Below are 23,381 nucleotides of genomic sequence, written 5' to 3' on the forward strand. Positions count from 1 at the left end.
ATGACCCGTGACCCCCTGCCCCACCTGGTCATCATCGGCGGCGGTTTTGCCGGCCTGTGGGCGACCCGCGCGCTGGCCAGCAGCCGCATCCGCATCACACTCGTGGACCGGCGCAACCACCACCTTTTCCAGCCGCTGCTGTACCAGGTGGCCACCGCCGGCTTGTCGGCCCCGGACATCGCCGCGCCGCTGCGCCACATCCTGGGCCACCAGCGCAATGTCGAAGTGCGCCTGGGCGAAGTGACCTCGATCGACAAGCAGGCCCGGGACATCACCCTGGCCGACGGCAGCCAGATTCCCTACGACACCCTGCTGCTGTGCACCGGAGCCACGCACGCGTACTTCGGTCACGACGAGTGGGCCGCCGATGCACCTGGCCTGAAGACGCTGGATGACGCCATCGCGCTGCGCCGCAAGCTGCTGCTGGCATTCGAGCGCGCCGAGGCCGAACCGGACCCGGCGCGCAAGGCGGCATGGCTGAGCTTCGCCGTGGTCGGCGGCGGCCCTACCGGCGTTGAACTGGCCGGCACACTGGCCGAGATTGCCCGGCATACCCTGCGCAACGAGTTCCGACATATCGACCCGGCCAGCGCCAAAGTGCGGCTGGTCGAAGCCGGCCCACGCGTACTGTCCAGCTTCCCTGAGGTGCTGTCGCTGAAGGCGCGCCGGCAGCTGGAGAAGCTGGGTGTGGAGGTGCTCACCGGCACCCCGGTCAGCGACATCAATGGCGAAGGCTTCCAGCTGGGCGAACAGTTCATCCCCGCCCGCACTGTGGTGTGGGCCGCCGGCGTGGCCGCCTCACCGCTGGCGCGCACCTTGGACGTGCCGCTGGACCGCGCCGGGCGGGTACCGGTGCAGCCCGACCTGACCCTGGCCGGGCACCCGGAGATCTTCGTCGCCGGCGATCTGGCAGCCTTGAGCCAGGCCGATGGCAAGCCGGTGCCGGGCGTGGCCCCGGCCGCCAAGCAGATGGGCAAGCATGTCGCCAGCACGATCCGCGCGCGGCTGGAAGGTAAAGCCGCACCGGGGCCGTTCAAGTACGCAGACTACGGCAACCTCGCCACCATCGGTCGCATGGCCGCCATCGTGCACCTGGGCAAGCTGCAGCTGTCCGGCGTGCTGGCCTGGTGGTTCTGGCTGGCCGCACACGTGTTCTTCCTGATCGGCTTCCGCAACCGCATCGTGGTGCTGCTCAACTGGGCGGTCGCGTACTGGAGCTACCAGCGCAGCGCGCGGATCATTTTTGGTGATGATCAGCAGGATCGGCGTCCCTGACGCAGACCGCTTGCCGCTCCCGATTGTTTGCTAGATTCCGGCACAGGTTCACAGGGAAGGTGCCGCATGGGAACGATCAGATTCACAACAGCGCTGTTGGCTATTGCGGCCGCCACGAGCTGTGCCCCAAACCCCACACAAGCAGAGGGACTGACTGGCGCTTCGTCTCGCAGCACTGGCGAGACGACCCACGTCTACGTCACCCAAGGGGGCTGGGGAGAACTGCTGCTGTCCGAGACCCGCAAGAATGACCTGCTGCGCTTCGAACTGCACAGCAATTCCTCGGGCTACGAATGCAGAATGAGTGGAACCACCAACAGGAGCCTCCAATCCACACACGTCGACCCGGCTCCAGGAACCAGTCACTGCCCATTGACCATGCATCGAACAGAACGAGGCATTGAACTGGACACATCCACGCCTGACGCATGCGCTGCTTATTGCGGACACAATGGATCATTCAAGGGCCTGTATCTTTCCGTCGACCCGATGTGTACAGAGGGCAGTATCCAGAAGACTCTTGAACGGGCCGGCACGGGCAAGGGGCAGCTTGGCACCATCAGAACGATGACCGAGAGGTGCGTGGAAACCCTGCCGTACTCATCGGTTGCCGCTCTTCGCCTGGAACTTGCCGCGGCCCATGACCGCGAGGGGGACCAGGCGAATTGTCTGGCTGCCCTTTCCCCCTATGCTGCTGACGTCGCCAAGTCGAATGATGAACTCACCCAAGGCATGGCGGGTGCAGCGGCGGAGGAAATCACCGGCATCATGGATGTCGTTCGAAAGATGATGGATCGCTGCGAACGCAAACTGCCTCCTGGTAGCGTCGGTCGATAGACGACGGCCGATGACACCTGATCGGCCGTTTGACGCATGGGGTCTGCCGGGAAGCGCCTTCGTTTACCGGTCATGCGTCCCCGGACGTAGCACCCGTATCGGCGGTCGTCTATCGACCGACCCTACCCCAGCGGTCAGGTCGCGTCCGGATCATCATTGCCATGCGCAAGATGCACATCCCAGGTGCACAGGTAGTCCGGGTCGGTCACGGTGAAGTCGATGGAACGCAACGTGTAGTCGCCCGGCTCGGCCACCTTGTAATGATCCAGATGCGGCGGCAGGAACAGTTCCTCGCCGTCGATCAGGCTGGCCAGCACCACGCCCTCTTCTTCATTGATGCGCAGTATCTCGCCGGCGTACTGTTTCTGTTCGAGGGCGTTGCCGTCCGCATCCAGATAGGTGATGCCGGCGAGGACGATCTTGCCGAACATGTTGTTGGCTTTGTGTTGATCGATGGTGCTCATGGGATTTCCGGGTCGGCGTAAGACGCGCATGGCGCGTCTCTACGGTTTGGGTTTGGGGTACCAGAGGGCGTTGACGATGATCCAGCGCTGGTCGAAACGGCCCATGTGGAAGTAGTCGACGAACCATGGGGTCTCGAGGCGCACGGAGGCGGTGTTCCCGGTGACGTCCAGCACCCGGCAACTACGATTCCACTCAGCCTTGGGAGTTTTCAGCGCGCCCTGCTTGGTCAACGCCACCAGCTCATCTTTGGACATGCGGCGCAGGCCCAACCGCTCGTCCGGTGTGTCACCGAGAACAGCGCGCTTGGCCAGGTCCGGATGCAGCGAACGGGCCACCCGCGCTGGATCTGCTTCCAACTGACCATCCACGTAGTCCAGACAGGTGGCCTCAATGGCGGCCAGGGTTGCGGGATCTGCGACCGGCGCGGCGGCAACCGGAGCCAGCGCAAGCAGCAGGGAAAGCGTGGACATCGTTTCCTCCATTGGCGGCGCAAGGGTTCAGGCCGATCTTCGCATGCCGGCGGGTGTCAGCGGAGACTTCGCCGAGCGCGACATGCTCCTCCAAGCCGCGCGGTTTCGGTGATCTGCAGCGGCGTCCATTGCCGGACGATCCAAACGTGCAGCGCCGCACTCTGGAAATGCCATCGCAGCATGCCGGTCCGCGGCAACTGTGAGAGATGGCGTCGTGCTGCCCATGCGGCTTCCTCATGCCCGGGCGCAAGGGTGACGTGCCCGGTTTCGGATTCCCGGACCCAGAACGCATCAACCACACGCATGCGCGTGACGATCTGGTTCCGGCAGCTGACAGCGGGCCCAGCGTCTACATGCACAGGGGCTGGGCGACCCTCGATCATGCCCAGTGCGACCACATACCCCAGCACCGGGATGCCAGCCACCAAGGCCCACAGCAGCAGCATGGCAACGAGCGCTTTCGAGAGGGCGGTCATGGCCCCCCCCTGCTGCTGCACCAGCGCGACTATTCCAGTCGATCCAGTTCATCCTGGATATCGTCCTTGAGCATCAGAGGCTCCACCGTTGGCCCACGGCCATTCAACCCGGGAAACACGCAGGCGAGCCGCCCGTCGTTGGCAAGACCTGGCAACCAGCGCTCCATGAAAGACTCGAGAGGAATTGGTGTAGGCTCCGCGTCCGCCCATTGCGCAACAGCCGCTCGCTGAGCGAACGCCTGGAAGGGCCAGAAGGGTGCCACCTGCCGCCCGTCATCCGTTGCCGCCAACACCCAGCCGTCCACATTACGCAAACTCCATACCTGCTCCCAGTCTGCAGTTCGCTTGATGAAATAGCGGTAACGCGTTTCAGCGTCGGTCGCCAGCACCGCTTCGATTTCGCCGTTGCCGAATCGATACTCATCCATCGTGTGGCTCCATGGGATACAAGTCCATTTCCGTCAATGCCGACTGCATGAACATGAAGGCGGCGGCCTCATCGCTCATCTGTCCATCATTAGGCAGAGAATTCAGCCAGGCATCGATCTCCTTCAGATGGGGAATGACTTTGTCGGCAAATGCCGCCTTCTGTCCCTCGCTGGACTGCGCCTGCATGGCGTCCCGGACGGCGTCGTCTGCTATGCCCCACTGCTGCGCCAGCGGGGTCAACGAGCGCAGACCCACGGGCACCTTGGCCGGATCCAACGGTATCTGCGCCGCACGGATGTCGGCGGGCGTGACGGTGGCCGTCAGTTCGGCCGAAGAACCGATGTCGCCATGCTGGGGACCTGCATGCGTATTGCTCATGCAGGCAGACAGATACAGAAAGCCGAGAACGAACAACGGCATCCGGATCGCATGCGTGTTCATCAGGACCACTCCATGGGTTTGATCGGATTGTGGCCGAGCCGCCCTACCCTGGCAACACAGTTTCCGCCGCCAGCAACCACGCCAATTTGCGTGCCCGCGGCTGGCGCTTGAGCTGCCATTCGGCTTTCGAAGCCGCCGCCCGGTCCGGGTAGGCGCGGCTGGCCAGCAGCTTTACCAGCGGGTTGGCGCGGGTATAGCGCGCGCCCTTCCCCGCCAGATGGGCTTGGTAGCGGGCCTCCACGTCATTGCTGATGCCGGCGTAATAGCTGCCGTTGCGGCATTCCAGCAGGTACACGTACCAAGGGGCGGGTTCAGCAACCATGGGGGGATTATCGGGCATTGACCGGCCCCTGGCTGCTAGAATCGCCCCCGGATGCAGGAGAGAGGTGCCACGCTGGCACCCGCCGAAGGCGCAGGCTCCCATAATCGCTCAGGCCGGTGGCTCGATACGCCACCAACCATGCATCCAGCACGCCGATCTGGAGAGAGGTCTTCACTGACCCGCCGAAGGGGCACGTGGCCTGGCCACCGAACTCTCAGGCAAAAGGACAGCGGGAGCGGCAACCGACGTTGAACCCCACCTGTGCCCGCGCATGGGCGGGGCGCGCGTTCGTGTTCCTGCCTGCCGTACCGGAGCCTCCCCCATGCTGCTCTCCATCATCTATCTCATCGCCATTTCGGCTGAAGCCATGACCGGCGCGCTGTCGGCCGGCCGCCGCCGCATGGACCTGTTCGGCGTGATCATCATTGCCTGTGTCACCGCGTTGGGCGGCGGGTCGCTGCGTGACATCGTGCTCGGGCATTACCCGCTGGGCTGGGTGAAGCATCCGGAGTACCTGGGCTTCACCATCTGTGCGGCGCTGATCGCGACCTGGCTGGCGCGCTGGATGCACCACTTCCGCCGCACCTTTCTGGTGCTGGATGGGCTGGGGCTGGTGGCGTTCACCCTGATTGGCTGTGCGGTGGCGCGTGAGGCCGGCCATGCTGCGCCGATCGTGCTGATAGCGGGGATGTTGACCGGCGCGTTTGGCGGCGTGCTGCGCGATGTGTTGTGCAACGAGGTGCCGCTGATTTTCCAGAAGGAGCTGTATGCGGTGGTGACGTTGCTGACCGGTGCGGCGTATCTGGGGTTGCTGGAACTGGGGGTGTCGTTGAATGCCGCTACGTTGTGGTGTTTGGGCGGCGGTTTTGCGTTCCGGCTGCTGGCGATTCATTTCCGGTGGGAGATGCCGAAGTTCGTGTACCGGGATGAGGTGCATTGACCCATCGCCCATGACCATTGTCATGTGAGACATAAGCGGGCCATCTGTATCATGGGTGGCCCGTTCTTCTGAACGGCATCCAGCCAATGGCCGTGGCATGCCCGCGGTCTGCCAGACACCCTCCCCCGTTGCTCCGATCTGCCGCTTGCGGCCGGTCCCCATGGACGCACTGCTCTGCCCGAGGGTGCGCAGGATGCGTATGTCTTCACCTCGCCTGACCAAGTCCCTGCTGATCGCCGCCGCCGTCGGCCTTGCTGCCGTTGCCGGCTGGAAGCTGCTCGCACCAGGCAGCGCCGCGCCGACCGAACGGCCGCCGCAGGCCACCCCGGTGCGGGTCGCCACGGCGAGCCAGGAAGACCTGGTGGTGCGACTCAAGGCCCTTGGCACCGTCACCCCGTTGAACACGGTCAGTCTGCGCAGCCGCGTGGATGGGGAACTGCTGCGGCTGACATTCACCGAAGGCCAGCACGTCAAGGCCGGCGACCTGATCGCCGAGATCGACCCGCGCCCGTTCCAGGTACAGCTGACGCGGGCGCTGGGCACCCAGCAGCAGAACCTGGCCGAACTGGACAACGCACGCAGCCAGCTCAAGCGCTTCGAGGAACTGCAGCGGCAGAGCTTCGTCTCGGCGCAGGATCTGAACGACCAGCGCAGCAAGGTGCGCCAGCTGGAAGGCCGCCGCCAGACCGACCAGGCCGCCGTGGATGAAGCCCGCCTGCAGCTGCAGTACACCCGCATCACCGCGCCGGTGGCCGGACGCATGGGCCTGCGCAACGTGGATGTGGGCAACCTGGTCCGCAGTGGCGACACCGATGCGCTGGCCACCATCACCCAGACCACGCCGATCAGCGTGCTGTTCACCGTGCCCGAACCCGACCTGCCGGCAGTGGTCAGCGCCGCGCGCGCCAACCCGCAGCTCACCGTGGAAGCCTGGGACCGTGAGGAGCGCCAGGCGCTGGGCAACGGCGTGCTGTCCAGCCTCGACAATCGCATCGATACCGCCACCGGTACGCTGAAGCTGCGCGCGCAGTTTGCCAATGCCGACGAGGCGTTGTTCCCGAACCAGTTCGTCAACGTGCGCCTGCAGGTCAGCAGCGCCGACAGCGTGGTCATTCCCAATGCCGCCGTGCAGTTCGGCAGCAAGGGCAGCTACGTGTACGTGATTGCGCCGGACAACACCTCGCACCTGCGCAATGTGGTGCTCGGCCCTGCCGATGGCGAGCGCGTGGCGGTACGCGAAGGATTGAAGGCCGGCGAGAACGTGGTGGTGGAAGGCATCGATGGCCTGCGCGACGGTGCCCCTGTGTTGATCGTGACCGAGGCGGACAGCGCGCGGAAAGGCGCATGAACCTCTCGCGCCCGTTCATTGAGCGCCCGGTAGCGACCACGCTGCTGATGGTGGCGCTGCTGCTGTCTGGCGTGCTGGCGTATCGGCTGCTGCCGGTGGCCGCCCTGCCGCAGGTGGACTACCCGATCATCCAGGTGACCACGCTGTATCCCGGTGCCAGCCCAGGCGTGACCACCAGTGCAGTGACCGCGCCGCTGGAGCGGCAGCTGGGGCAGATTCCCGGTCTGAAGCAGATGTCGTCCACCAGCTCCGGTGGTGCTTCGGTGATCACCCTGCAGTTCACCCTGGACGTGGCGCTGGGTGTGGCCGAACAGGAAGTGCAGGCGGCGATCAATGCCGCCGACAGCTTCCTGCCCGACGACCTGCCGGTGCCGCCGGTGTACCGCAAGGTCAATCCCGCCGACACGCCGATTCTGACCCTGGCAGTGACCTCGCAGAGCCTGGCCCTGCCGCAGGTGTATGACCTGGTCGACACGCGCATGGCGCAACGTCTGTCGCAGCTGCCGGGCGTGGGCCTGGTCAGTCTGGCCGGTGGGCAGCGTCCGGCGGTTCGCATCCAGGTCAACCCGACCGCCCTGGCGGCCAACGGATTGAGCATGGGCCACATCCGCGATGCGATCGGTGCGGCCAACGTCAACATGCCCAAGGGCAGCTTCGATGGTCCCACCCGCGCGATCATGCTTGATGCCAACGACCAGATGCGCTCGGTACGGGAGTACCAGCAGCTGATCCTGGCCTACCGCGATGGCGCGCCGCTGCGCCTGGGCGACGTGGCCACTGTGGAAGACGGAGCCGAGAACCGTGAGCTGGCGGCATGGTCCGGTACCACGCCGGCGGTGCTGATCAACATCCAGCGCCAGCCCGGTGCCAACGTGATCGCGGTGGTGGACCGGGTGCGTGAGCTGCTGCCGCAGTTGCAGGCGTCGCTGCCCAAGGGTGTGGACGTGGTGGTGCTGAGTGACCGTACCGAGTCGATCCGTGCGTCCATCCGCGGCGTGCGGCACGAACTGGTGATCGCCATCGCGCTGGTGGTGATGGTCACCTTCGTGTTCCTGCGCAACATCCCGGCCACGATCATTCCCAGCATCGCGGTGCCGCTGTCGCTGGTGGGCACGTTTGGGGTGATGCTGCTGGCCGGGTTCTCGCTCAACAATCTGACGCTGATGGCGCTGACCATCGCCACCGGCTTCGTGGTCGACGATGCGATCGTGATGCTGGAGAACATCGCGCGTCATCTGGAGCGCGGAGAGACGCCGCGCCAGGCGGCGCTGAAGGGCGCGAAGCAGATCGGCTTCACCCTGATCTCGCTGACACTTTCGCTGATCGCCGTGCTGATCCCGCTGCTGTTCATGGCCGACGTGGTCGGCAAGCTGTTCCATGAATTTGCGATCACCCTGGCGGTGGCCATCGGCATCTCGCTGCTGGTGTCGCTGACCCTCACCCCGATGATGTGCGCTCGCCTGCTCAAGGCCGGTCATGCCACCCGCCGCGATCCGGACGGGCAGGAATCGGCCCAGCAGGGTGACCCGTTCGACCGTGTGGTGGCGATGTACGACCGCCAGCTGCACTGGGTGCTGCAGCGCCAGCCGCTGATGCTGGGGGCCACCGTGGCCACGCTGCTGCTGACCGCGCTGCTGTATCTGTGGGTGCCCAAGGGCTTCTTCCCGGTGCAGGACGCCGGGCTGATCCAGGGCATCAGCGAGGCACCGCAGTCGATCTCGTTCCAGGCCATGGCCCAGCGCCAGCAGGCACTGGCCGATGCCCTGCTGCAGGACGAGGACGTGGCCAGCCTGTCGTCCTACATCGGCGTGGACGCCAGCAACGCCACGCTCAACAGCGGTCGCCTGCTGATCGAGCTGAAGCCACACGCACAGCGCGACGCCGGCGCAGCGGCCATCATCGAACGCCTGCAGCAGCGGGTGGCGCAGGTGCCGGGCATCCGCCTGTACCTGCAGCCGGTGCAGGAGCTGGGCATCGAAGACCGGATCAGCCGCACCCAGTATCAGTTCACCCTGACCAGCCCCGACAACGCCGAGCTGGCGCAGTGGACGCCCAAGCTGCTGGCGCACCTGCAACAGCAGGCCGCCCTGAGGGACGTGGCCAGCGATCTGCAGGATCGCGGCCTGCAGGCCCACGTGTTGATCGACCGGGTTGCGGCGGCACGTCTGGGCATCAGCGTGGATGCGGTGGCCGACGCGCTGTACGACGCGTTCGGGCAGCGCCAGATCTCCACCATCTTCACCCAGGCCAACCAGTACCGCGTGGTACTGGAGGCGCGTCCGGATGCCGCGTTTGGTCCGGATGCGATCGAGCGCATCCATGTGGCCGGTGTCGATGGCCGGCCCGTGCCGCTGAGTGGCATCGCCCGCATCGAACAGCGTCCGGCGCATCTGCTGATCAATCACGTGGGGCAGTTCCCGGCGGTGACGTTCTCGTTCAACCTCGCACCCGACGCGTCACTGGGCGAGGCGGTGGCCAGCATCGAAGGCGCACGCAATGCCATCGGCCTGCCGGCCAGCGTGGAGCTGCGCCTGCAGGGTGCCGCCGATGCGTTCCGTGCTTCTCTGTCGAGCACGCTGTGGCTGGTGCTGGCCGCTGTGGTCGTGATGTACCTGGTGCTGGGCGTGCTGTATGAGAGCTTCATCCATCCCATCACCATTCTGTCCACCCTGCCCTCGGCCACCGTGGGCGCACTGCTGGCACTGCTGCTGAGTGGTCGCAGCCTGGACCTGATCGCAGTGATCGGCATCGTGCTGCTGATCGGCCTGGTGAAGAAGAACGCGATCATGATGATCGACTTCGCGCTGGAAGCCGAACGCGAGCACGGTCTTGATCCGCGCCGGGCGATCCACCAGGCGGCGCTGTTGCGCTTCCGCCCGATTCTGATGACCACGCTGGCGGCGCTGTTCGGCGCGATTCCGCTGATGTTCGCCAGCGGCTCCGGCGCGGAACTACGCCAGCCGCTGGGACTGGTGATGGTGGGTGGCCTGATTGTCAGCCAGGTGTTGACCCTGTTCACCACCCCGGTGATCTACCTGTTCTTCGACCGCTTCCGCCGCCGCGCGGAGGCCGATGAGCACGTGGCCGAGGCCAACGCGTGAGCCCCCTATCGCGGGTGATCGGCTGGTTCGTACTGCACCCGGTGGCGACCACGCTGCTGGCAGTGGCCGTGGTGCTGGCCGGACTGCTAGGTCTGCGCCTGCTGCCAGTCGCTCCGCTGCCGCAGGTGGACTACCCGGCGATCAATGTGCGCGCCAGTCTGCCCGGGGCCAGCCCGGAGTCGATGGCGGCCAACGTGGCCACCCCGCTGGAGCGCGCACTGGGCACCCTGCCCGGCCTGACCCGGATCGATTCGGCCAGCACCCAGGGCTCCACCCAGGTGGAGCTGCAGTTCGAACTGGGCGTTGACGTCGACAGCGCAGCACGCGAAGTGCAGGCCGCCATCAACGCCTCGCGTGCGCAGCTGCCCAGCGGCATGCCGGGCATGCCGCAGTATCACAAGGTGAACCCGTCGCAGGCACCGATCCTGGCGCTGGCGTTGAGCTCGGACAGCCTCTCGCCGGGACAGGTGTACGACGTGGCTTCGACGGTGATCGCACAGAAGCTGGCGCAGATTCCGGGGGTGGGCGAGGTCCAGGTGGGCGGCAGCTCGCTGCCGGCAGTGCGGGTGTCACTGGACCCGAATGCACTGAACCAGTACCGGATCGCACTGGACGACGTGGCGGCTGCGATCCGCAATGCCAATGCGCTCAAACCCCTGGGCAGTGTGGCCAGCGTATCGCAGCAGTGGCAGCTGGATGCCACCCTGCAGCTGCGCACCGCCGCCGAGTACCGCGACCTCATCGTCGCCCTGCGCGACGGGCGTCCGGTGTTCCTGCGCGATGTGGCCACGGTCGGCGAAGGCGTGGAGGACCGCTACGCCAGTGGCTTCCACAACGAACGCCCCGCAGTGCTGGTGATTGTCAGCCGACAGCCCGACGCCAACATCATCGAAACGGTGGACGCCATCACCGCGCAGATGGACACGTTGCAGGCACTGCTGCCGACCAGCGTGGACATGCACCTGGTGATGGACCGCTCGCCGGTGATCCGCGCCACCCTGCGCGAAGCCGAACTCACCTTGGTGCTGGCCATCGCACTGGTGGTGCTGGTGGTACTCGGTTTCCTGGGTCACTGGCGTGCGGCGCTGATTCCCAGCGCGGCGATTCCGGTATCGCTGCTCGGCGCGCTGGCGGTGATCGCCCTGCTGGGCTTTTCGCTCAATACGCTGTCGCTGATGGCGCTGATCGTGGCCGCGGTGCTGGTGGTGGATGACGCCATCGTGGTGCTGGAGAACATCGCCCGCCATCGTGAGCTGGGGGCATCGCCGCTGCAGGCCGCGCTGCGTGGTGCGGGCGAAGTGGGTGCGACCCTGCTGTCGATGAACATCGCGTTGGCAGTGGTGTTTGTGTCGATCCTGTTCCTGGACGATTTTGTCGAGCGCCTGTTCCGTGAGTTCTCGCTGACCCTGGTCGCGGCCATGGGCATGTCACTGCTGGTGTCACTGAGCCTCACCCCGATGCTGTGTGCCCGCCTGCTGGGTGCGCCGCGCAGCGGGCCGGGCAACCGGCTGCAGCGTGCCGGCACGGCGCTGTTCGAGCGCCTGCGCAATGCCTATGTCCGCGGGTTGGCGCGCATGCTGCGTTGTCTGGCGGTACCACTGCTGCTGTTCGTGGCGGTGATCGGCTTGAACGTGTGGCTGTTCCAGCAGGTCCCCAAGGGCATCGTGCCCAAGCAGGACACCGCCCAGCTGCGCGGCTTCGCCCGCGGTGACGATGGGCTGAGCTTCCAGGTGATGCAGCCCAAGATCGACGCCTACCGCAAACTGCTGCTGGCCGACCCCGCCATCAGCGACATCATCGGCTATGTCGGGGGTCGCAACGGGGTCAACAACGCCTTCATCATGATCAAGATGAAGCCGCTGTCCGAGCGTCGCGTCTCCAGCCAGCAGGTGATCGATCGTCTGCGCGCGAACCTGCCGAAGATTCCCGGCGGCGGCCTGTTCCTGTGGGTCGATCAGGACATCAAGCTGGAAGGCGGCGGCGACAGCGGACAGTACGAGTTCCAGCTGCTCTCGGCCGACCTCGAACCACTGCGTGAGTGGGCACCGAAGGTAAGCGAGGCACTGCGCGCCCTGCCCGAACTGGTGGATGTGGAATCACAGGGCGACCAGGGCATGCGCCAGGTGGTGCTGGACATCGACCGTGACGCCGCCGCGCGGCTGGGGGTGGACATGCGCATGATCGCCTCGGTGCTCAACAACGCCTTCAGCCAGCGCCAGGTCGCCACGCTGTACGACACGCTCAACCAGTACCGGGTGGTGATGGAACTGGACCCGCGTTATACCCAGGACCCGACCACACTGGATCAGATTCATGTCATCGGCAAGGATGGTCAGCGCCTGCCGCTGTCAGCCGTGGCGAGCTGGCGCTATGGCATGGCCCCGGATCGGATCTACCACAGCCAGCAGTTCGCCTCGATCTGGATCGAGTTCGCGCTGGCCCCGGGGGTCAGTCTGGACCAGGCGGTGCAGGCGATTGACCGTGCCATGGCGGGCATCATGCTGCCCACGCATGTGCAGGCACGCCTGAGTGGCGAAGCGGGCGGACTGGAGCAGCTGCGCAGCCGTCAGCTGTGGCTGGTACTCGGCGCGATGCTGGCGGTGTATCTGGTGCTGGGCATTCTGTATGAAAGCGCGGTGCTGCCGCTGGCGATTCTGTCCACGCTGCCTTCGGCAGGTGTTGGCGCGCTGTTGGCACTGATGGCGTTCGGCAACGAGTTGAATCTGATCTCGCTGCTTGGCCTGTTCCTGCTGGTGGGGGTGGTGATGAAGAACACCATTCTGATCATCGACTTCGCGCTGTCGGCTGAGCGCGGTCGTGGGCTGTCGCCGCATGACGCGGTGCTGGAAGCGGCGCGGCTGCGCTTCCGCCCGATCCTGATGACCAGCGTGGCCGCACTGCTGGGTTGCCTGCCACTGATGCTGGCGACGGGCGAGGGCTGGGAGATGCGCCAGCCACTCGGCATCGCGATCGTCGGCGGGTTGCTGGTCAGCCAGTGGCTGACCTTGTACACCACGCCGGCGATCTATCTGGCCTTGGCGAAAGTGCGGCGGTAGTGCCGGGCTTGCCCGGCACTCGTGGCCCGGCAGCGGGGCACGCCCCGCTTTACGCCGCCTCGCTCAACCGTGCCGCACGCCGCGCACGCACCGCCTGCGCCAGCGACTCCAGCACCTCTACACTCGCATCCCATCCGATGCAGCCATCGGTGATGCTCTGCCCGTACACCAGCGGCTGCCCTTCCACCAGATCCTGGCGGCCGGCCACCAAGTGGCTTTCCACCATCACACCTACGATGCGCTGCTCACCGGCGGCCAGCTGCGCATTGATATCGGCAATCACCTTCGGCTGGTTTTCCGGGTTCTTGCTGCTGTTGGCGTGGCTGGCATCGATCATCAGGCGTGCGGGCAGCTTGGCCTTGCCCAGCACCTGGCTGGCCGCTTCGACGTTCTCTGCATCGTAGTTCGGCACCTTGCCGCCGCGCAGGATCACATGGCAATCCGGGTTGCCGGCGGTGGCCACGATGGCGGTGTCGCCCTGCTTGGTCACCGACAGGAAGTGGTGCGGATTGGACGCCGCGCCTACCGCATCAGCGGCGATCTTGATATTGCCGTCGGTGCCGTTCTTGAAGCCCACCGGGCACGACAGCCCCGAGGCCAGCTCACGGTGCACCTGGCTTTCGGTGGTGCGCGCACCAATCGCGCCCCAGGCCACCAGATCGGCGATGTACTGCGGCGAGATCACGTCGAGGAACTCAACGCCCGCCGGCAGGCCTAGCTTGTTGATGTCACGCAGCAGACCGCGGGCAATGCGCAGGCCCTTGTTGATCTGGAAGCTGCCATCCAGGTCCGGATCATTGATCAGCCCCTTCCAGCCCACCGTGGTGCGCGGCTTCTCGAAGTACACGCGCATGACGATTTCCAGGTCGTCGGCGTAGGCATCGCGCAGCGGCTTCAAGCGCTGGGCGTACTCGATGGCGGCCACGGGGTCGTGGATCGAGCACGGCCCGATCACCACGGCCAGGCGGTCGTCACGGCCTTGCAGGATCTCGTGCAGGCGGGCGCGCGAGGCGCTGACCGTGTCGGACGCTTCATCGTCACAGGGCAGCATGGACAGCAGTTGCGCCGGCGGGGTGAGCGGTTCGATTTTTCGGATGCGAAGGTCGTCGGTGTGCGGGGGCATGGGGGTGTCTCCTTGAAGGTGGGGGTCCCCAGCGCGGCGGCAACAAAAAAGCCGCCAGGTGCGCTGGCGGCTTTCGGGAATGCGTCTGAAGTTTCTTCAGGGTGAGCGCAGTCCTTCCTCCGCCAGCGGCTTCGGAAAGTAATACCAAAAGTAAAAGCTGGCGCGGGCTGCGTTCATTGGAGGCTATTGATAGCACAGGGTTTCGGGGCTGCCAACTGTTACATACGCAACTGCAGCATGCCGTTCACCCACGCCCGCAGCCGGGCGGCAGGATGACTTCCGGCGGTGGATTACCGGCACCCAGCCCCTCAGGATGCGTTCAAACCCCGCCAGGAGTGCCGTGCATGCGCCCGTTCGCCCTGCTGCTCTCGCTGTTGCTGCCCGGCCCGCTGCTGGCCGCTGATGCCCTCCCCTCTGCTGCGACAGTCGATGCAGAAATGCAGCGCCTGATGCGCGCCACCCACGCCGAAGGTCTGGCGCTCGCGATCATTGATGACGGACAGGTGGTGCAGGTGCACGCACTTGGCAAGCGTAATGCCGCAGGTGAGCCGCTGACCCCGGACACGGTGATGTACGCCGCGTCGCTGACCAAGGCGGCATTCGCCTACATGGTGCTGCAGCTGGTCGACGAAGGCGTGATCGACCTGGATCGCCCGATTGCGGCGTATCTGGATCGCCCACTGCCGGACTATCCGGACGAGAAGAAGTACGCACCGTGGTCCACGCTGAAGGATGACCCGCGCTGGCGGCAGCTCACCGCGCGCATGCTGCTCAGCCATCGCAGTGGCTTCTCCAACTTCGCGTTCCTGGAGCCGGAAGGAAAGCTGCGCATCCACTTCGATCCCGGCACGCGATACGCCTATTCCGGCGAAGGGCTGATCCTGCTGCAGTTCGTACTGGAACGCGGGCTCGGATTGGACGTGGGCACGGAGATGCAACGCCGCGTGTTCGACCGGTTCGGAATGACCCGTACCAGCATGATGTGGCGGGAAGATTTTGCCGGCAATCTGGCCGATGGCTGGGCCGCGGACGGCAGCACCGAGCCGCATGATGAGCGCAGCCGCGTGCGCGCGGCCGGTTCGATGGATACCACACCGAACGACATTGCGCGGCTGGCGGCCGGGTTGGTGCGTGGCGAGGGTCTCTCGCCGGCCTCACGCAGGGAAATGGTGCGCGCGCAGTGGCCGATCACAACGGCCTCGCAGTTCCCCACCCTGCAGAACGAACTACCGCCGGCGCAGCGCCGCAAGGACCTGGCCGCCGGTTTGGGCGTGGTGGTGTTCGATGGGCCGCAGGGGCATGGGTTCTACAAGGGCGGTCACGACGACGCGGTGGGCAACACAATGGTGTGTGTTGAGCGCGGACGGCGATGCGTGGTGATTCTGGGCAATGACGTGCGTGCGGAGGCCGCGTTTCCCGCGCTGGTGCGGTTTGTATTGGGGCAAACCGGGGCACCGTGGAACTGGGAATACGGAAAGAAGGAATTCGCCCGGTAGTGCCGGCCGCTGGCCGGCAACCACGCATACCCATCCCAACAAAAGAAAAACCCCGCCATTGGCGGGGTTCTTCAATGCATCACGACAGGCGTCGCGGGTGCGTGGACCTTAGAAGTCCATGCCGCCCATGCCACCCATGCCGCCCATGCCGCCGCCGCCCAGGGCCGGCTCGTCCTTCTTCGGGGACTCGGCGACCATGGCTTCGGTGGTGATCATCAGGCCAGCAATCGAAGCGGCGTTCTGCAGGGCCGAACGGGTCACCTTGGTCGGGTCCAGGATGCCGAAGGCCAGCATGTCGCCGAACTCGCCGGTGGCGGCGTTGTAGCCGAAGCTGCCCTTGCCTTCCTTGACCTTGTTGACGATCACGGAGGGCTCTTCGCCGGCATTGGCGACGATTTCGCGCAGCGGGGCTTCCATCGCGCGCAGGGCGATCTGGATGCCGTGGTTCTGGTCTTCGTTGTTGCCCTTCAGGCCGGCCAGGGCGCTGACGGCACGCACCAGGGCCACACCGCCGCCCGGCACCACGCCTTCTTCAACGGCTGCACGGGTGGCGTGCAGGGCGTCGTCGACGCGGTCCTTCTTTTCCTTCATTTCGATTTCGGTCGAGGCACCGACCTTGATCACGGCCACGCCGCCGGCCAGCTTGGCCACGCGTTCCTGCAGCTTTTCGCGGTCGTAGTCCGAGGAGGTGTCTTCGATCTGGGTCTTGATGCGGGCCACGCGTGCTTCCACGGCAGCCTTGTCGCCCAGACCATCGACGATGGTGGTGTTTTCCTTGGAAACCTGCACCTTCTTGGCGCGGCCCAGGTCGTTGATGGTGGCCTTTTCCAGCGACAGGCCCACTTCTTCGGAAATCACCACGCCGCCGGTCAGCACGGCCATGTCTTCCAGCATCGCCTTGCGACGGTCGCCGAAGCCCGGAGCCTTGACGGCCACAACCTTGACGATGCCACGGATGGTGTTGACCACCAGGGTGGCCAGCGCTTCGCCTTCGACTTCTTCAGCGACGATCAGCAGCGGCTTGCCGGCCTTGGCGACGCCTTCCAGCACCGGCAGCAGGTCGCGCACGCTGGAGATCTTCTTGTCGTACAGCAGGATGAACGGGTCATCCAGGTCGGCGGTCTGCGACTGCTGGTTGTTGATGAAGTACGGCGACAGGTAGCCGCGGTCGAACTGCATGCCCTTGACCACGTCCAGCTCGTTTTCCAGACCCGAGCCTTCTTCAACAGTGATCACGCCTTCCTTGCCGACTTCCTTCATGGCTTCGGCAATGATGTTGCCGATCGACTCGTCGGAGTTGGCCGAGATGGTGCCGACCTGGGCAATGGCCTTGTCGTCAGCGGTCGGCTGGGAAATGCTCTTCAGCTCGGCAACGGCGGCCACAACGGCCTTGTCGATACCGCGCTTGAGGTCCATCGGGTTCATGCCGGCGGCCACGGCCTTGGCACCTTCGCGGATCAGGGCCTGGGCCAGCACGGTGGCGGTGGTGGTACCGTCGCCGGCGTCGTCGTTGGTACGCGACGCGACTTCCTTCACCATCTGCGCGCCCATGTTCTCGAACTTGTCAGCCAGTTCGATTTCCTTGGCGACGGAGACGCCGTCCTTGGTGATGGTCGGGGCGCCGAAGCTCTTTTCCAGCACGACGTTGCGGCCCTTCGGGCCCAGGGTGGCCTTGACGGCATTGGCGAGCACGTTGACGCCGCGCACCATGCGCGAGCGAGCGTCTTCACCGAAACGAATATCTTTGGCAGCCATTGCGATTACCTTCTATGTGTATTTGGAAACGGGATCAGCCGATGACGGCCAGCACGTCGTCTTCGCGCAGCACCTTGTACTCGATGCCGTCTGCCTTGTAGGTGCTGCCGGCGTACTGGCCGTAGATCACCTTGTCGCCCACCTTCAGGGCCGGCGCGCGCACGCTGCCGTTGTCCAGCGGCTTGCCCGGGCCCACGGCCACGACTTCACCCTTGGTGGACTTTTCCTTGGCCGAATCCGGGATCACGATGCCACCGGCCGAAATTTCGTCGGCTTCGATCGGCTTGACCACGACGCGGTCGTGAAGCGGCTTGATGCTCATGAGTGACCTCTTAAGTTATTGATTGGTCTGAAAAAGTCTGGCGATGTTAGCACTCGCCCCAGGCGACTGCCAGCACCGCTCGCAAAAAAGCCCGGCGATCCGGGACAGGGCAGAGATGGTGCTGTCCCCCACCCTTTCAAGGGTCGATTACGAACTTTTTTGCCGCAAGCAGCCCGATCCGGCGCGTTCGGCAGCACTCCGATCAAATAAACCGCCAATTTCTTGACGCAGGTCGCAGTGTGTAGTGCCGATTGCGACATTCCGTCATCTGGATTGGCTAGATTCGCCCGGCACAACCCAATCACAAGGAGTGGTAGATGAGGTTATCGAGCCCGCTTTACCTGGCCTGCCTGCTGGCCCTGACCGCCGCCGGCCCTGCCAATGCCGACGTATTCATCAATGAACTGCATTACGACGACAGCACCCCGGCCGGGGATGTCGGCGAAGCCATCGAGGTGGTCGCCACCGGCGGCGAGGATCTCAGCACCTACCGGCTGTACCTTTACAACGGCAGCACCCCCTCGGCCGCGACCGTCTACGCCAACAACCCGGTACCGGCCGGCACCGCCGCCAGCTGCGGCAGCGCCCGCATCGCCACGGTGACCTACCCCACCAACGGCCTCCAGAACGGCTCCAACGACGGCATTGCCCTGGTCGACGCCAGTGGCACCGTGGTCCAGTTCATCAGCTACGAAGGCACCATCACCGCCTCCGGCGGCCCGGCCGCCGGCCTGACCAGCCAGAACATTCCGGTCAGCGAAAGCAACAGCACCGCCCCCGGCACCTCGCTACAGCTCACCGGCAGCGGCAGCCAGTACAGCCACTTCACCTGGGCTCCCTCGGCCGCGCAGACCTTCGGCGCCTGCAACAATGGCCAGACCTTCAGCGGCAGCGGTGGTGGCACCGGGCCAAATACCCCGCCGTCGGTGAAAACGACGACGCCGGAACAGGGTTCGACCAGCTTCCCGGCCGCCGCCGACCTGGTGGTGACCTTCAGTGAGTCGGTCACCGTCAGCAGCGGGGCGTTCACGCTCAGCTGCGGCACCTCCGGCACGGTCCCCCTCACCCACCCCAGCAGCGGCACCACCTTCACGCTGTCCACCAACACCGCGCTGGAAGCGGGGGAAGCCTGCCGCTTCGACATCCGCGCGGCCCGCATCAAGGACGCGCAGGGCGCCCGCCCGGCCGCCGACACCCGCATCGCCTTCACTGTCGCCAGCGGTGGCGGTGGTGGTGACCCGGGCCCCGATCCGGATCCGGGCAGCTACTACTCGAAGGTGAACACCTCCAGCCCGAGCCAGCTGCGCTGCTCGCTGCACGAGACCATCAAGGGGCATACCGCCTACCCGTACAGCGGCTCGGGCACCAGCACCTGGACGATTCTGGAAATTGCCGACGAGGATCCCAACAACAGCGGCAAGATCCTCGACGTGTACCGCAACCGCAGCTACACCAAGGGCAGTGATCGCGCGGGCACCGGCAGCGGGCTTACCTACAACCGCGAGCACACCTGGCCGAACTCGCTGGGCTTTGCCAGCACCACCGGCGACAAGGGCCTGCCGTATGCGCCCTATACCGACACCCACATGCTTTACCTGAGTGACGCGCAGTGGAACGCCGACCGTGGCAACAAGCCGTTCGCCAAGTGCGACGCCAACTGCGGCGAGCGCGCGACCGAAAACAACAACGGTCAGGGCGGTGGCAGCGGCGGCTACCCGGGCAACTCCAACTGGGTGCGCACTCCCGATGGCAACACCGGCACGTTCGAGGTGTGGGGCCAGCGCAAGGGCGATATGGCGCGTGCGGTGATGTACATGGCGATCCGTTATGAAGGCGGCAAGGACGCGGCCACCGGGCAGAGCGAGCCGGACCTGGAGCTGACCGACGACCGCAGCAAAATCGTCAAGACCTCGTCCTCGCCGGCCTACATGGGCCTGCTGTCGACGCTGATCGACTGGCACTTGGCAGACCCGCCGACTGCCGCCGAAAAGGCCCGAAATGAAGTGATCTTCAGCTTCCAGGGCAACCGCAATCCGTTCATCGATCATCCTGAATGGGCGACGCCCGCGTTGTTCACGTCGGCCAAGCCGGCGACCTGCCAGCTGGCTGAGTGAGGCGTGACGTGGTGCCGGGTGGAGCCCGGTGCCGCGGATTTCCGCGGTAGCCGGGCAAGCCCGGCTCTACCGGTTCGGCATTACAATCGGCGGTCATGTCGACCGCCGATTCCGTATTCATCCTGATGACCACCTGCCCTGACGCGGAAACCGCCGCGCGGCTGGCTACGGCATTGGTGGAGGAGCGGCTGGCGGCCTGTGTCACCCGGTTGGACGGGGCGCAGTCGACGTACCGCTGGCAAGGCGAGGTCACCGAGGATCGCGAGATCCAGCTGCTGATCAAGACCACCGGCGGCCGCCTGGACGCGGCCATCGCGCGCGTATGCGCGCTGCATCCGTATGAACTCCCCGAGTGCATCGCGGTCGAAAGCCACGCCGGCCTGCCGGCGTACCTGGATTGGATTCGGGCACAGACCCGAGAGGACACTGATTGATGACGCTGTTGGGTCGTTTTGCCGCGCTGTGTGCGTTGGCCGTGATGTCGTTGCCTGCCTGGGCAGTGAGCGAAAAAGATCTGCTCCCGGTGGACCAGGCCTTCGCGTTGACCGCGCAGGCGCGCGACCGCGAGCACATCGAGGTGCGATTCGATATCGCCCCGGGCTACTACCTGTACCGGCATCGCACTTCGGTGAAAGCCGATGCGGCGTTCACCGCCGAAGCGCTGCAGATGCCGGCGGGCAAGAAACACCACGACGACTTCTTCGGCGAAGTGGAAACCTATCGCGAACGGCTGACCGCCGTGCTGCCGGGCAAGGCCGCCGACGGCGCTGACAGCGTGACTCTGGAAGTTCGCTTCCAGGGCTGCGCCGATGCCGGGGTGTGCTACCCGCCGCAGAAGCGCAGCGTGCAGGTGCGTCTGCCGGGCGGTTCCGGCAAGGCTACCGACGACGCGGCGTCTCCGTCGATCAGCACCGGCAATGGCCTGCCGGTGAGCAACCTGCTGTCAGGCAACAGTGGCGGTGGTCTGCGCCTGCCAGGCACCGGTGCCACCCAGGCACTGCCGCTGCCGTCCGAACGCGCATTCGGCTTTGAAGCCATTGTCGGCGACGGCAACACCCTGCTGCTGCGCTTCAGCCCTGCAGCCGGCTACTACCTGTACCGCGACCGCACGTCGCTGAAGCTGGAAGGCGCGTCCGGAATCGTCGCCGACAAGCCGCAATGGCCAGCGGCGAAGGCACACCGCGACGAGCACTTCGGCGACGTGGCGGTGTACTTCGACCAGGTTGACGTGAAGCTGCCGCTGCGGCGCAGCCGTGCCGAAGCAACGCCGGCGACGCTGGTGATTACTTTCCAGGGCTGCCAGACCGACGGCATCTGCTACCCGCCGATGACCCGGCGGGTGAAGCTGGCGCTCCCCGCCGGCAAGGTCAACGCCCGCGCCGACGACGCTGGTCATCGCAACGAGGTGATCACCCCGCTGCCGACCCGTGAGAAGCGCGCGCAGGAGCGCGACGGCAACGGCATCGCCACCCAGCCACTGCTGATCCGCCCGAACGAGCCGGTCACGCCGGACGCGGCGGTCGGCAGCCCCGACGCGAGCAGCGACAACGCACAGCGCACGCGGCCACCGGCCACTGGCGACAGCACCCCGACCACCTTGATCGCCGCGCTGCTGCTGGCGCTGGTGGGCGGGCTGGTGTTGAACCTGATGCCGTGCGTGCTGCCGATTCTGTCGCTGAAGGTGCTGGGCGTGGCGCAGAGCGGTGAAAGCCGCCAGCGCGCGCGCAGCCATGCGCTGTGGTACACCGCCGGCGTGCTGGTGGCGTTCGCCATCATTGGCGCGCTGGTGCTGGCACTGCGGGCCGCCGGCCAGGCAGCAGGCTGGGGCTTCCAGCTGCAGCACCCGTGGTTCATTGCCGCGCTGGTGTACCTGATGTTCGCGGTGGGCCTGAGTCTGTCGGGGGTGTTCACCCTCGGCGGCGGGCTGGGTGGCGTGGGCCAGTCGCTTGCCTCGCGTACCGGCCCCATGGGTGACTTCTTCACCGGCGTGCTGGCCTGCGTGGTGGCCAGCCCCTGCGTGGCCCCCTTCATGGGCGCGCCGCTGGCCTATGCGTTCACCGCACCGCCGGCCTCCGCCATGCTGGTGTTCATCGTGCTGGGCCTGGGCCTGGCCCTGCCGTTCCTGCTGATCGGCTTCATTCCGTCGCTGGCTCGACGCCTGCCGCGCCCAGGCGCGTGGATGGAGACACTGAAGCAGGTGCTGGCCTTCCCGATGTATGCCACCGCACTGTGGCTGCTGTGGGTGCTGGGCAAGCAGCGCGGCGTGGATGCGATGGCGCTGGTGCTGGGCGGGCTGATCGTGGCCGGGCTGGCGCTGTGGTGGTTCGAGCGCAGCCGCTGGCGCAGCCAGCGCGTGGGCAGCGCACTGGCCGCGGTGCTGCTGCTGGCCGCGCTGGTGCCGGTGTGGGCGGTCAACCGCATTGAAGCGCCCGGCAAGCAGACCGCCGCCACGGCTGACAACGTGGTGGACTACTCGCCGCAGATGCTCGACCGCCTGCGCCAGGACAACCGCGTGGTGTTCGTCAACATGACCGCCGACTGGTGCGTCACCTGCAAGGCCAACGAACGCGCGGTGCTGGGTACGCATGAGTTCCAGGACACCCTGCGGCGTACCAATGCCGTGTACATGCGTGGTGATTACACCAACGTGGATCCGGAGATCACCGCCTTCCTCGACGAGCACAAAGCGGTCGGCGTGCCGCTGTACGTGGTGTACGGCCCGGGCGCACCGCCCACGGTGTTGCCGACGGTGCTGACCCAGGCCATCGTTGAAGAAGCGCTGCTGCGCACGGCGCGTTGAGCAGCCCGCCGCCACGCCGGTCATTGAGGGTGGCGGCCGCGATTGCCGCCCTCCTGGGCCTGGTCGTCGGGGTGAGTTACTTCGGTGTGCCGCCCGCGCCGGTGGCACAGCCGCCGAAGGCGGCCCGTCCCACGGCGGTGTCGGCACGCCCCGGCGAAACCCTGCCGGCAATCACCCTGCCTGATCTGGACGGGCACCCGGTCGACCTGGCCACGTTCCGTGGTCGGCCCCTGCTGATCAACGTGTGGGCCAGCTGGTGCGGCCCCTGCGTGGAAGAAATGCCCGCGCTGCAGGCGTTTGCCGCCGCGCAGCCTGCCGACGGCGTGCAGGTGCTGGGGCTGGCCATCGACACGCCCGAAGGCGTGCGTGAGTTCCTGGCCCGCGTGCCGGTCAGTTACCCGATCGTGCTGGAACAACCGGCCCCCGACGATGCCAGCGTGAAGCTGGGCAATGCACAGGGACTGCTCCCTTACACCGTGCTGGTCGACGCACAGGGCCGCATCGTCAAGCAGAAGCTCGGGCCCTTCGCGCATGGCGAGATCGAGCACTGGGCCCAGCCCTGACGGCGACGGCACTGCCACCCTGACCCGATCGGGTGTTGACCGCGTCGC

The 23,381-nt window shown here is 65.9% G+C and carries 20 protein-coding genes and 2 riboswitches; of the genes, 11 read left to right on the top strand and 9 right to left on the bottom strand.

The features are described from left to right. Complete coding sequence (locus PDM29_RS04750; RefSeq protein ID WP_311192737.1) at positions 1 to 1,275, top strand: NAD(P)/FAD-dependent oxidoreductase; 1,275 nt, start codon at positions 1 to 3, stop codon at positions 1,273 to 1,275. Between the two features lie 66 nt (positions 1,276 to 1,341). Beyond that, a complete protein-coding gene (locus tag PDM29_RS04755; protein ID WP_311192738.1) occupies positions 1,342 to 2,112 on the top strand; it encodes a hypothetical protein in 771 nt (256 codons plus the stop codon). A 134-nt stretch (positions 2,113 to 2,246) separates the two neighbouring features. Here the strand turns inward: PDM29_RS04755 and PDM29_RS04760 are convergent, their stop codons facing one another. Genes PDM29_RS04760 through PDM29_RS04785 form a run of 6 tightly spaced genes read right to left on the bottom strand, consistent with a single transcriptional unit; the run spans position 2,247 to position 4,733 of the window. Continuing rightward, positions 2,247 to 2,576, bottom strand: coding sequence for a hypothetical protein (locus PDM29_RS04760; protein WP_311192739.1), 330 nt, complete (start codon positions 2,574 to 2,576; stop codon positions 2,247 to 2,249). Between the two features lie 39 nt (positions 2,577 to 2,615). Next, positions 2,616 to 3,047 (bottom strand): nuclear transport factor 2 family protein, encoded by a 432-nt coding sequence (locus PDM29_RS04765; protein WP_311192740.1) that lies wholly within the window; start codon positions 3,045 to 3,047, stop codon positions 2,616 to 2,618. 56 nt (positions 3,048 to 3,103) lie between these two features. Next, complete coding sequence (locus PDM29_RS04770; RefSeq protein WP_311192741.1) at positions 3,104 to 3,523, bottom strand: hypothetical protein; 420 nt, start codon at positions 3,521 to 3,523, stop codon at positions 3,104 to 3,106. A 29-nt stretch (positions 3,524 to 3,552) separates the two neighbouring features. Then, entirely contained in the window at positions 3,553 to 3,951 is a 399-nt protein-coding gene (locus PDM29_RS04775; protein WP_311192742.1) for a DUF2750 domain-containing protein, read from the bottom strand. Further along, the gene (locus tag PDM29_RS04780) at positions 3,944 to 4,393 is read right to left on the bottom strand and encodes a hypothetical protein (protein WP_311192743.1); all 450 of its coding nucleotides are present in this window, start codon (positions 4,391 to 4,393) and stop codon (positions 3,944 to 3,946) included. Before PDM29_RS04780 ends, PDM29_RS04775 begins: the two co-directional genes overlap by 8 nt. Positions 4,394 to 4,436: 43 nt before the next feature. Next, entirely contained in the window at positions 4,437 to 4,733 is a 297-nt protein-coding gene (locus tag PDM29_RS04785; protein WP_311192744.1) for a GIY-YIG nuclease family protein, read from the bottom strand. Positions 4,734 to 4,759: 26 nt separating this feature from the next. Continuing rightward, positions 4,760 to 4,854, top strand: a riboswitch (glycine riboswitch). A gap of 8 nt (positions 4,855 to 4,862) precedes the next feature. Then, positions 4,863 to 4,953: riboswitch (glycine riboswitch) on the top strand. 84 nt (positions 4,954 to 5,037) lie between these two features. Between PDM29_RS04785 and PDM29_RS04790 the strand changes: the two genes are divergently transcribed. The 4 genes from PDM29_RS04790 (at position 5,038) to PDM29_RS04805 (ending at position 13,160) form a co-directional block, all read left to right on the top strand. Further along, the gene (locus PDM29_RS04790; protein WP_125359370.1) at positions 5,038 to 5,655 is read left to right on the top strand and encodes a trimeric intracellular cation channel family protein; all 618 of its coding nucleotides are present in this window, start codon (positions 5,038 to 5,040) and stop codon (positions 5,653 to 5,655) included. Positions 5,656 to 5,854: 199 nt separating this feature from the next. Continuing rightward, positions 5,855 to 7,003: an MdtA/MuxA family multidrug efflux RND transporter periplasmic adaptor subunit gene (locus PDM29_RS04795; protein ID WP_311192745.1), complete on the top strand. Its 1,149-nt coding sequence runs from the start codon at positions 5,855 to 5,857 to the stop codon at positions 7,001 to 7,003. After that, entirely contained in the window at positions 7,000 to 10,104 is a 3,105-nt protein-coding gene (locus PDM29_RS04800) for an MdtB/MuxB family multidrug efflux RND transporter permease subunit (RefSeq protein ID WP_311192746.1), read from the top strand. The genes PDM29_RS04795 and PDM29_RS04800 overlap by 4 nt, the downstream gene beginning before the upstream one ends. Next, positions 10,101 to 13,160, top strand: coding sequence for an efflux RND transporter permease subunit (locus PDM29_RS04805; RefSeq protein WP_311192747.1), 3,060 nt, complete (start codon positions 10,101 to 10,103; stop codon positions 13,158 to 13,160). The genes PDM29_RS04800 and PDM29_RS04805 overlap by 4 nt, the downstream gene beginning before the upstream one ends. A 49-nt stretch (positions 13,161 to 13,209) precedes the next feature. Here PDM29_RS04805 and aroG read toward each other — a convergent pair whose 3' ends face one another. Next, positions 13,210 to 14,283: a 3-deoxy-7-phosphoheptulonate synthase AroG gene (gene aroG / locus PDM29_RS04810; RefSeq protein WP_311192748.1), complete on the bottom strand. Its 1,074-nt coding sequence runs from the start codon at positions 14,281 to 14,283 to the stop codon at positions 13,210 to 13,212. Between the two features lie 344 nt (positions 14,284 to 14,627). Between aroG and PDM29_RS04815 the strand changes: the two genes are divergently transcribed. Further along, positions 14,628 to 15,779, top strand: a complete 1,152-nt coding sequence (locus tag PDM29_RS04815; protein WP_311192749.1) for a serine hydrolase domain-containing protein — start codon at positions 14,628 to 14,630, stop codon at positions 15,777 to 15,779. A gap of 108 nt (positions 15,780 to 15,887) precedes the next feature. Here PDM29_RS04815 and groL read toward each other — a convergent pair whose 3' ends face one another. Then, complete coding sequence (groL, locus tag PDM29_RS04820) at positions 15,888 to 17,534, bottom strand: chaperonin GroEL (RefSeq protein ID WP_311192750.1); 1,647 nt, start codon at positions 17,532 to 17,534, stop codon at positions 15,888 to 15,890. Positions 17,535 to 17,568: 34 nt separating this feature from the next. Further along, positions 17,569 to 17,856, bottom strand: coding sequence for a co-chaperone GroES (locus PDM29_RS04825; RefSeq protein ID WP_125359377.1), 288 nt, complete (start codon positions 17,854 to 17,856; stop codon positions 17,569 to 17,571). Between the two features lie 317 nt (positions 17,857 to 18,173). Here PDM29_RS04825 and PDM29_RS04830 point away from each other — a divergent pair, with 317 nt between their 5' ends. The 4 genes from PDM29_RS04830 to PDM29_RS04845 all read left to right on the top strand — a co-directional run bounded on the left by PDM29_RS04830 (position 18,174) and on the right by PDM29_RS04845 (position 23,333). Further along, positions 18,174 to 19,970, top strand: coding sequence for an endonuclease (locus tag PDM29_RS04830; protein ID WP_311192751.1), 1,797 nt, complete (start codon positions 18,174 to 18,176; stop codon positions 19,968 to 19,970). 95 nt (positions 19,971 to 20,065) lie between these two features. Then, entirely contained in the window at positions 20,066 to 20,404 is a 339-nt protein-coding gene (gene cutA / locus PDM29_RS04835; protein WP_311192752.1) for a divalent-cation tolerance protein CutA, read from the top strand. Continuing rightward, positions 20,404 to 22,770 (top strand): protein-disulfide reductase DsbD domain-containing protein, encoded by a 2,367-nt coding sequence (locus tag PDM29_RS04840; RefSeq protein ID WP_311192753.1) that lies wholly within the window; start codon positions 20,404 to 20,406, stop codon positions 22,768 to 22,770. Before cutA ends, PDM29_RS04840 begins: the two co-directional genes overlap by 1 nt. A gap of 29 nt (positions 22,771 to 22,799) precedes the next feature. Beyond that, on the top strand, positions 22,800 to 23,333 hold the full coding sequence (locus tag PDM29_RS04845; protein ID WP_311192754.1) for a TlpA family protein disulfide reductase: 534 nt from the start codon (positions 22,800 to 22,802) through the stop codon (positions 23,331 to 23,333). The last annotated feature ends 48 nt before the right edge of the window (positions 23,334 to 23,381 follow it).

The sequence above is a fragment of the Stenotrophomonas oahuensis genome (assembly GCF_031834595.1).
Classification (GTDB): domain Bacteria; phylum Pseudomonadota; class Gammaproteobacteria; order Xanthomonadales; family Xanthomonadaceae; genus Stenotrophomonas; species Stenotrophomonas oahuensis.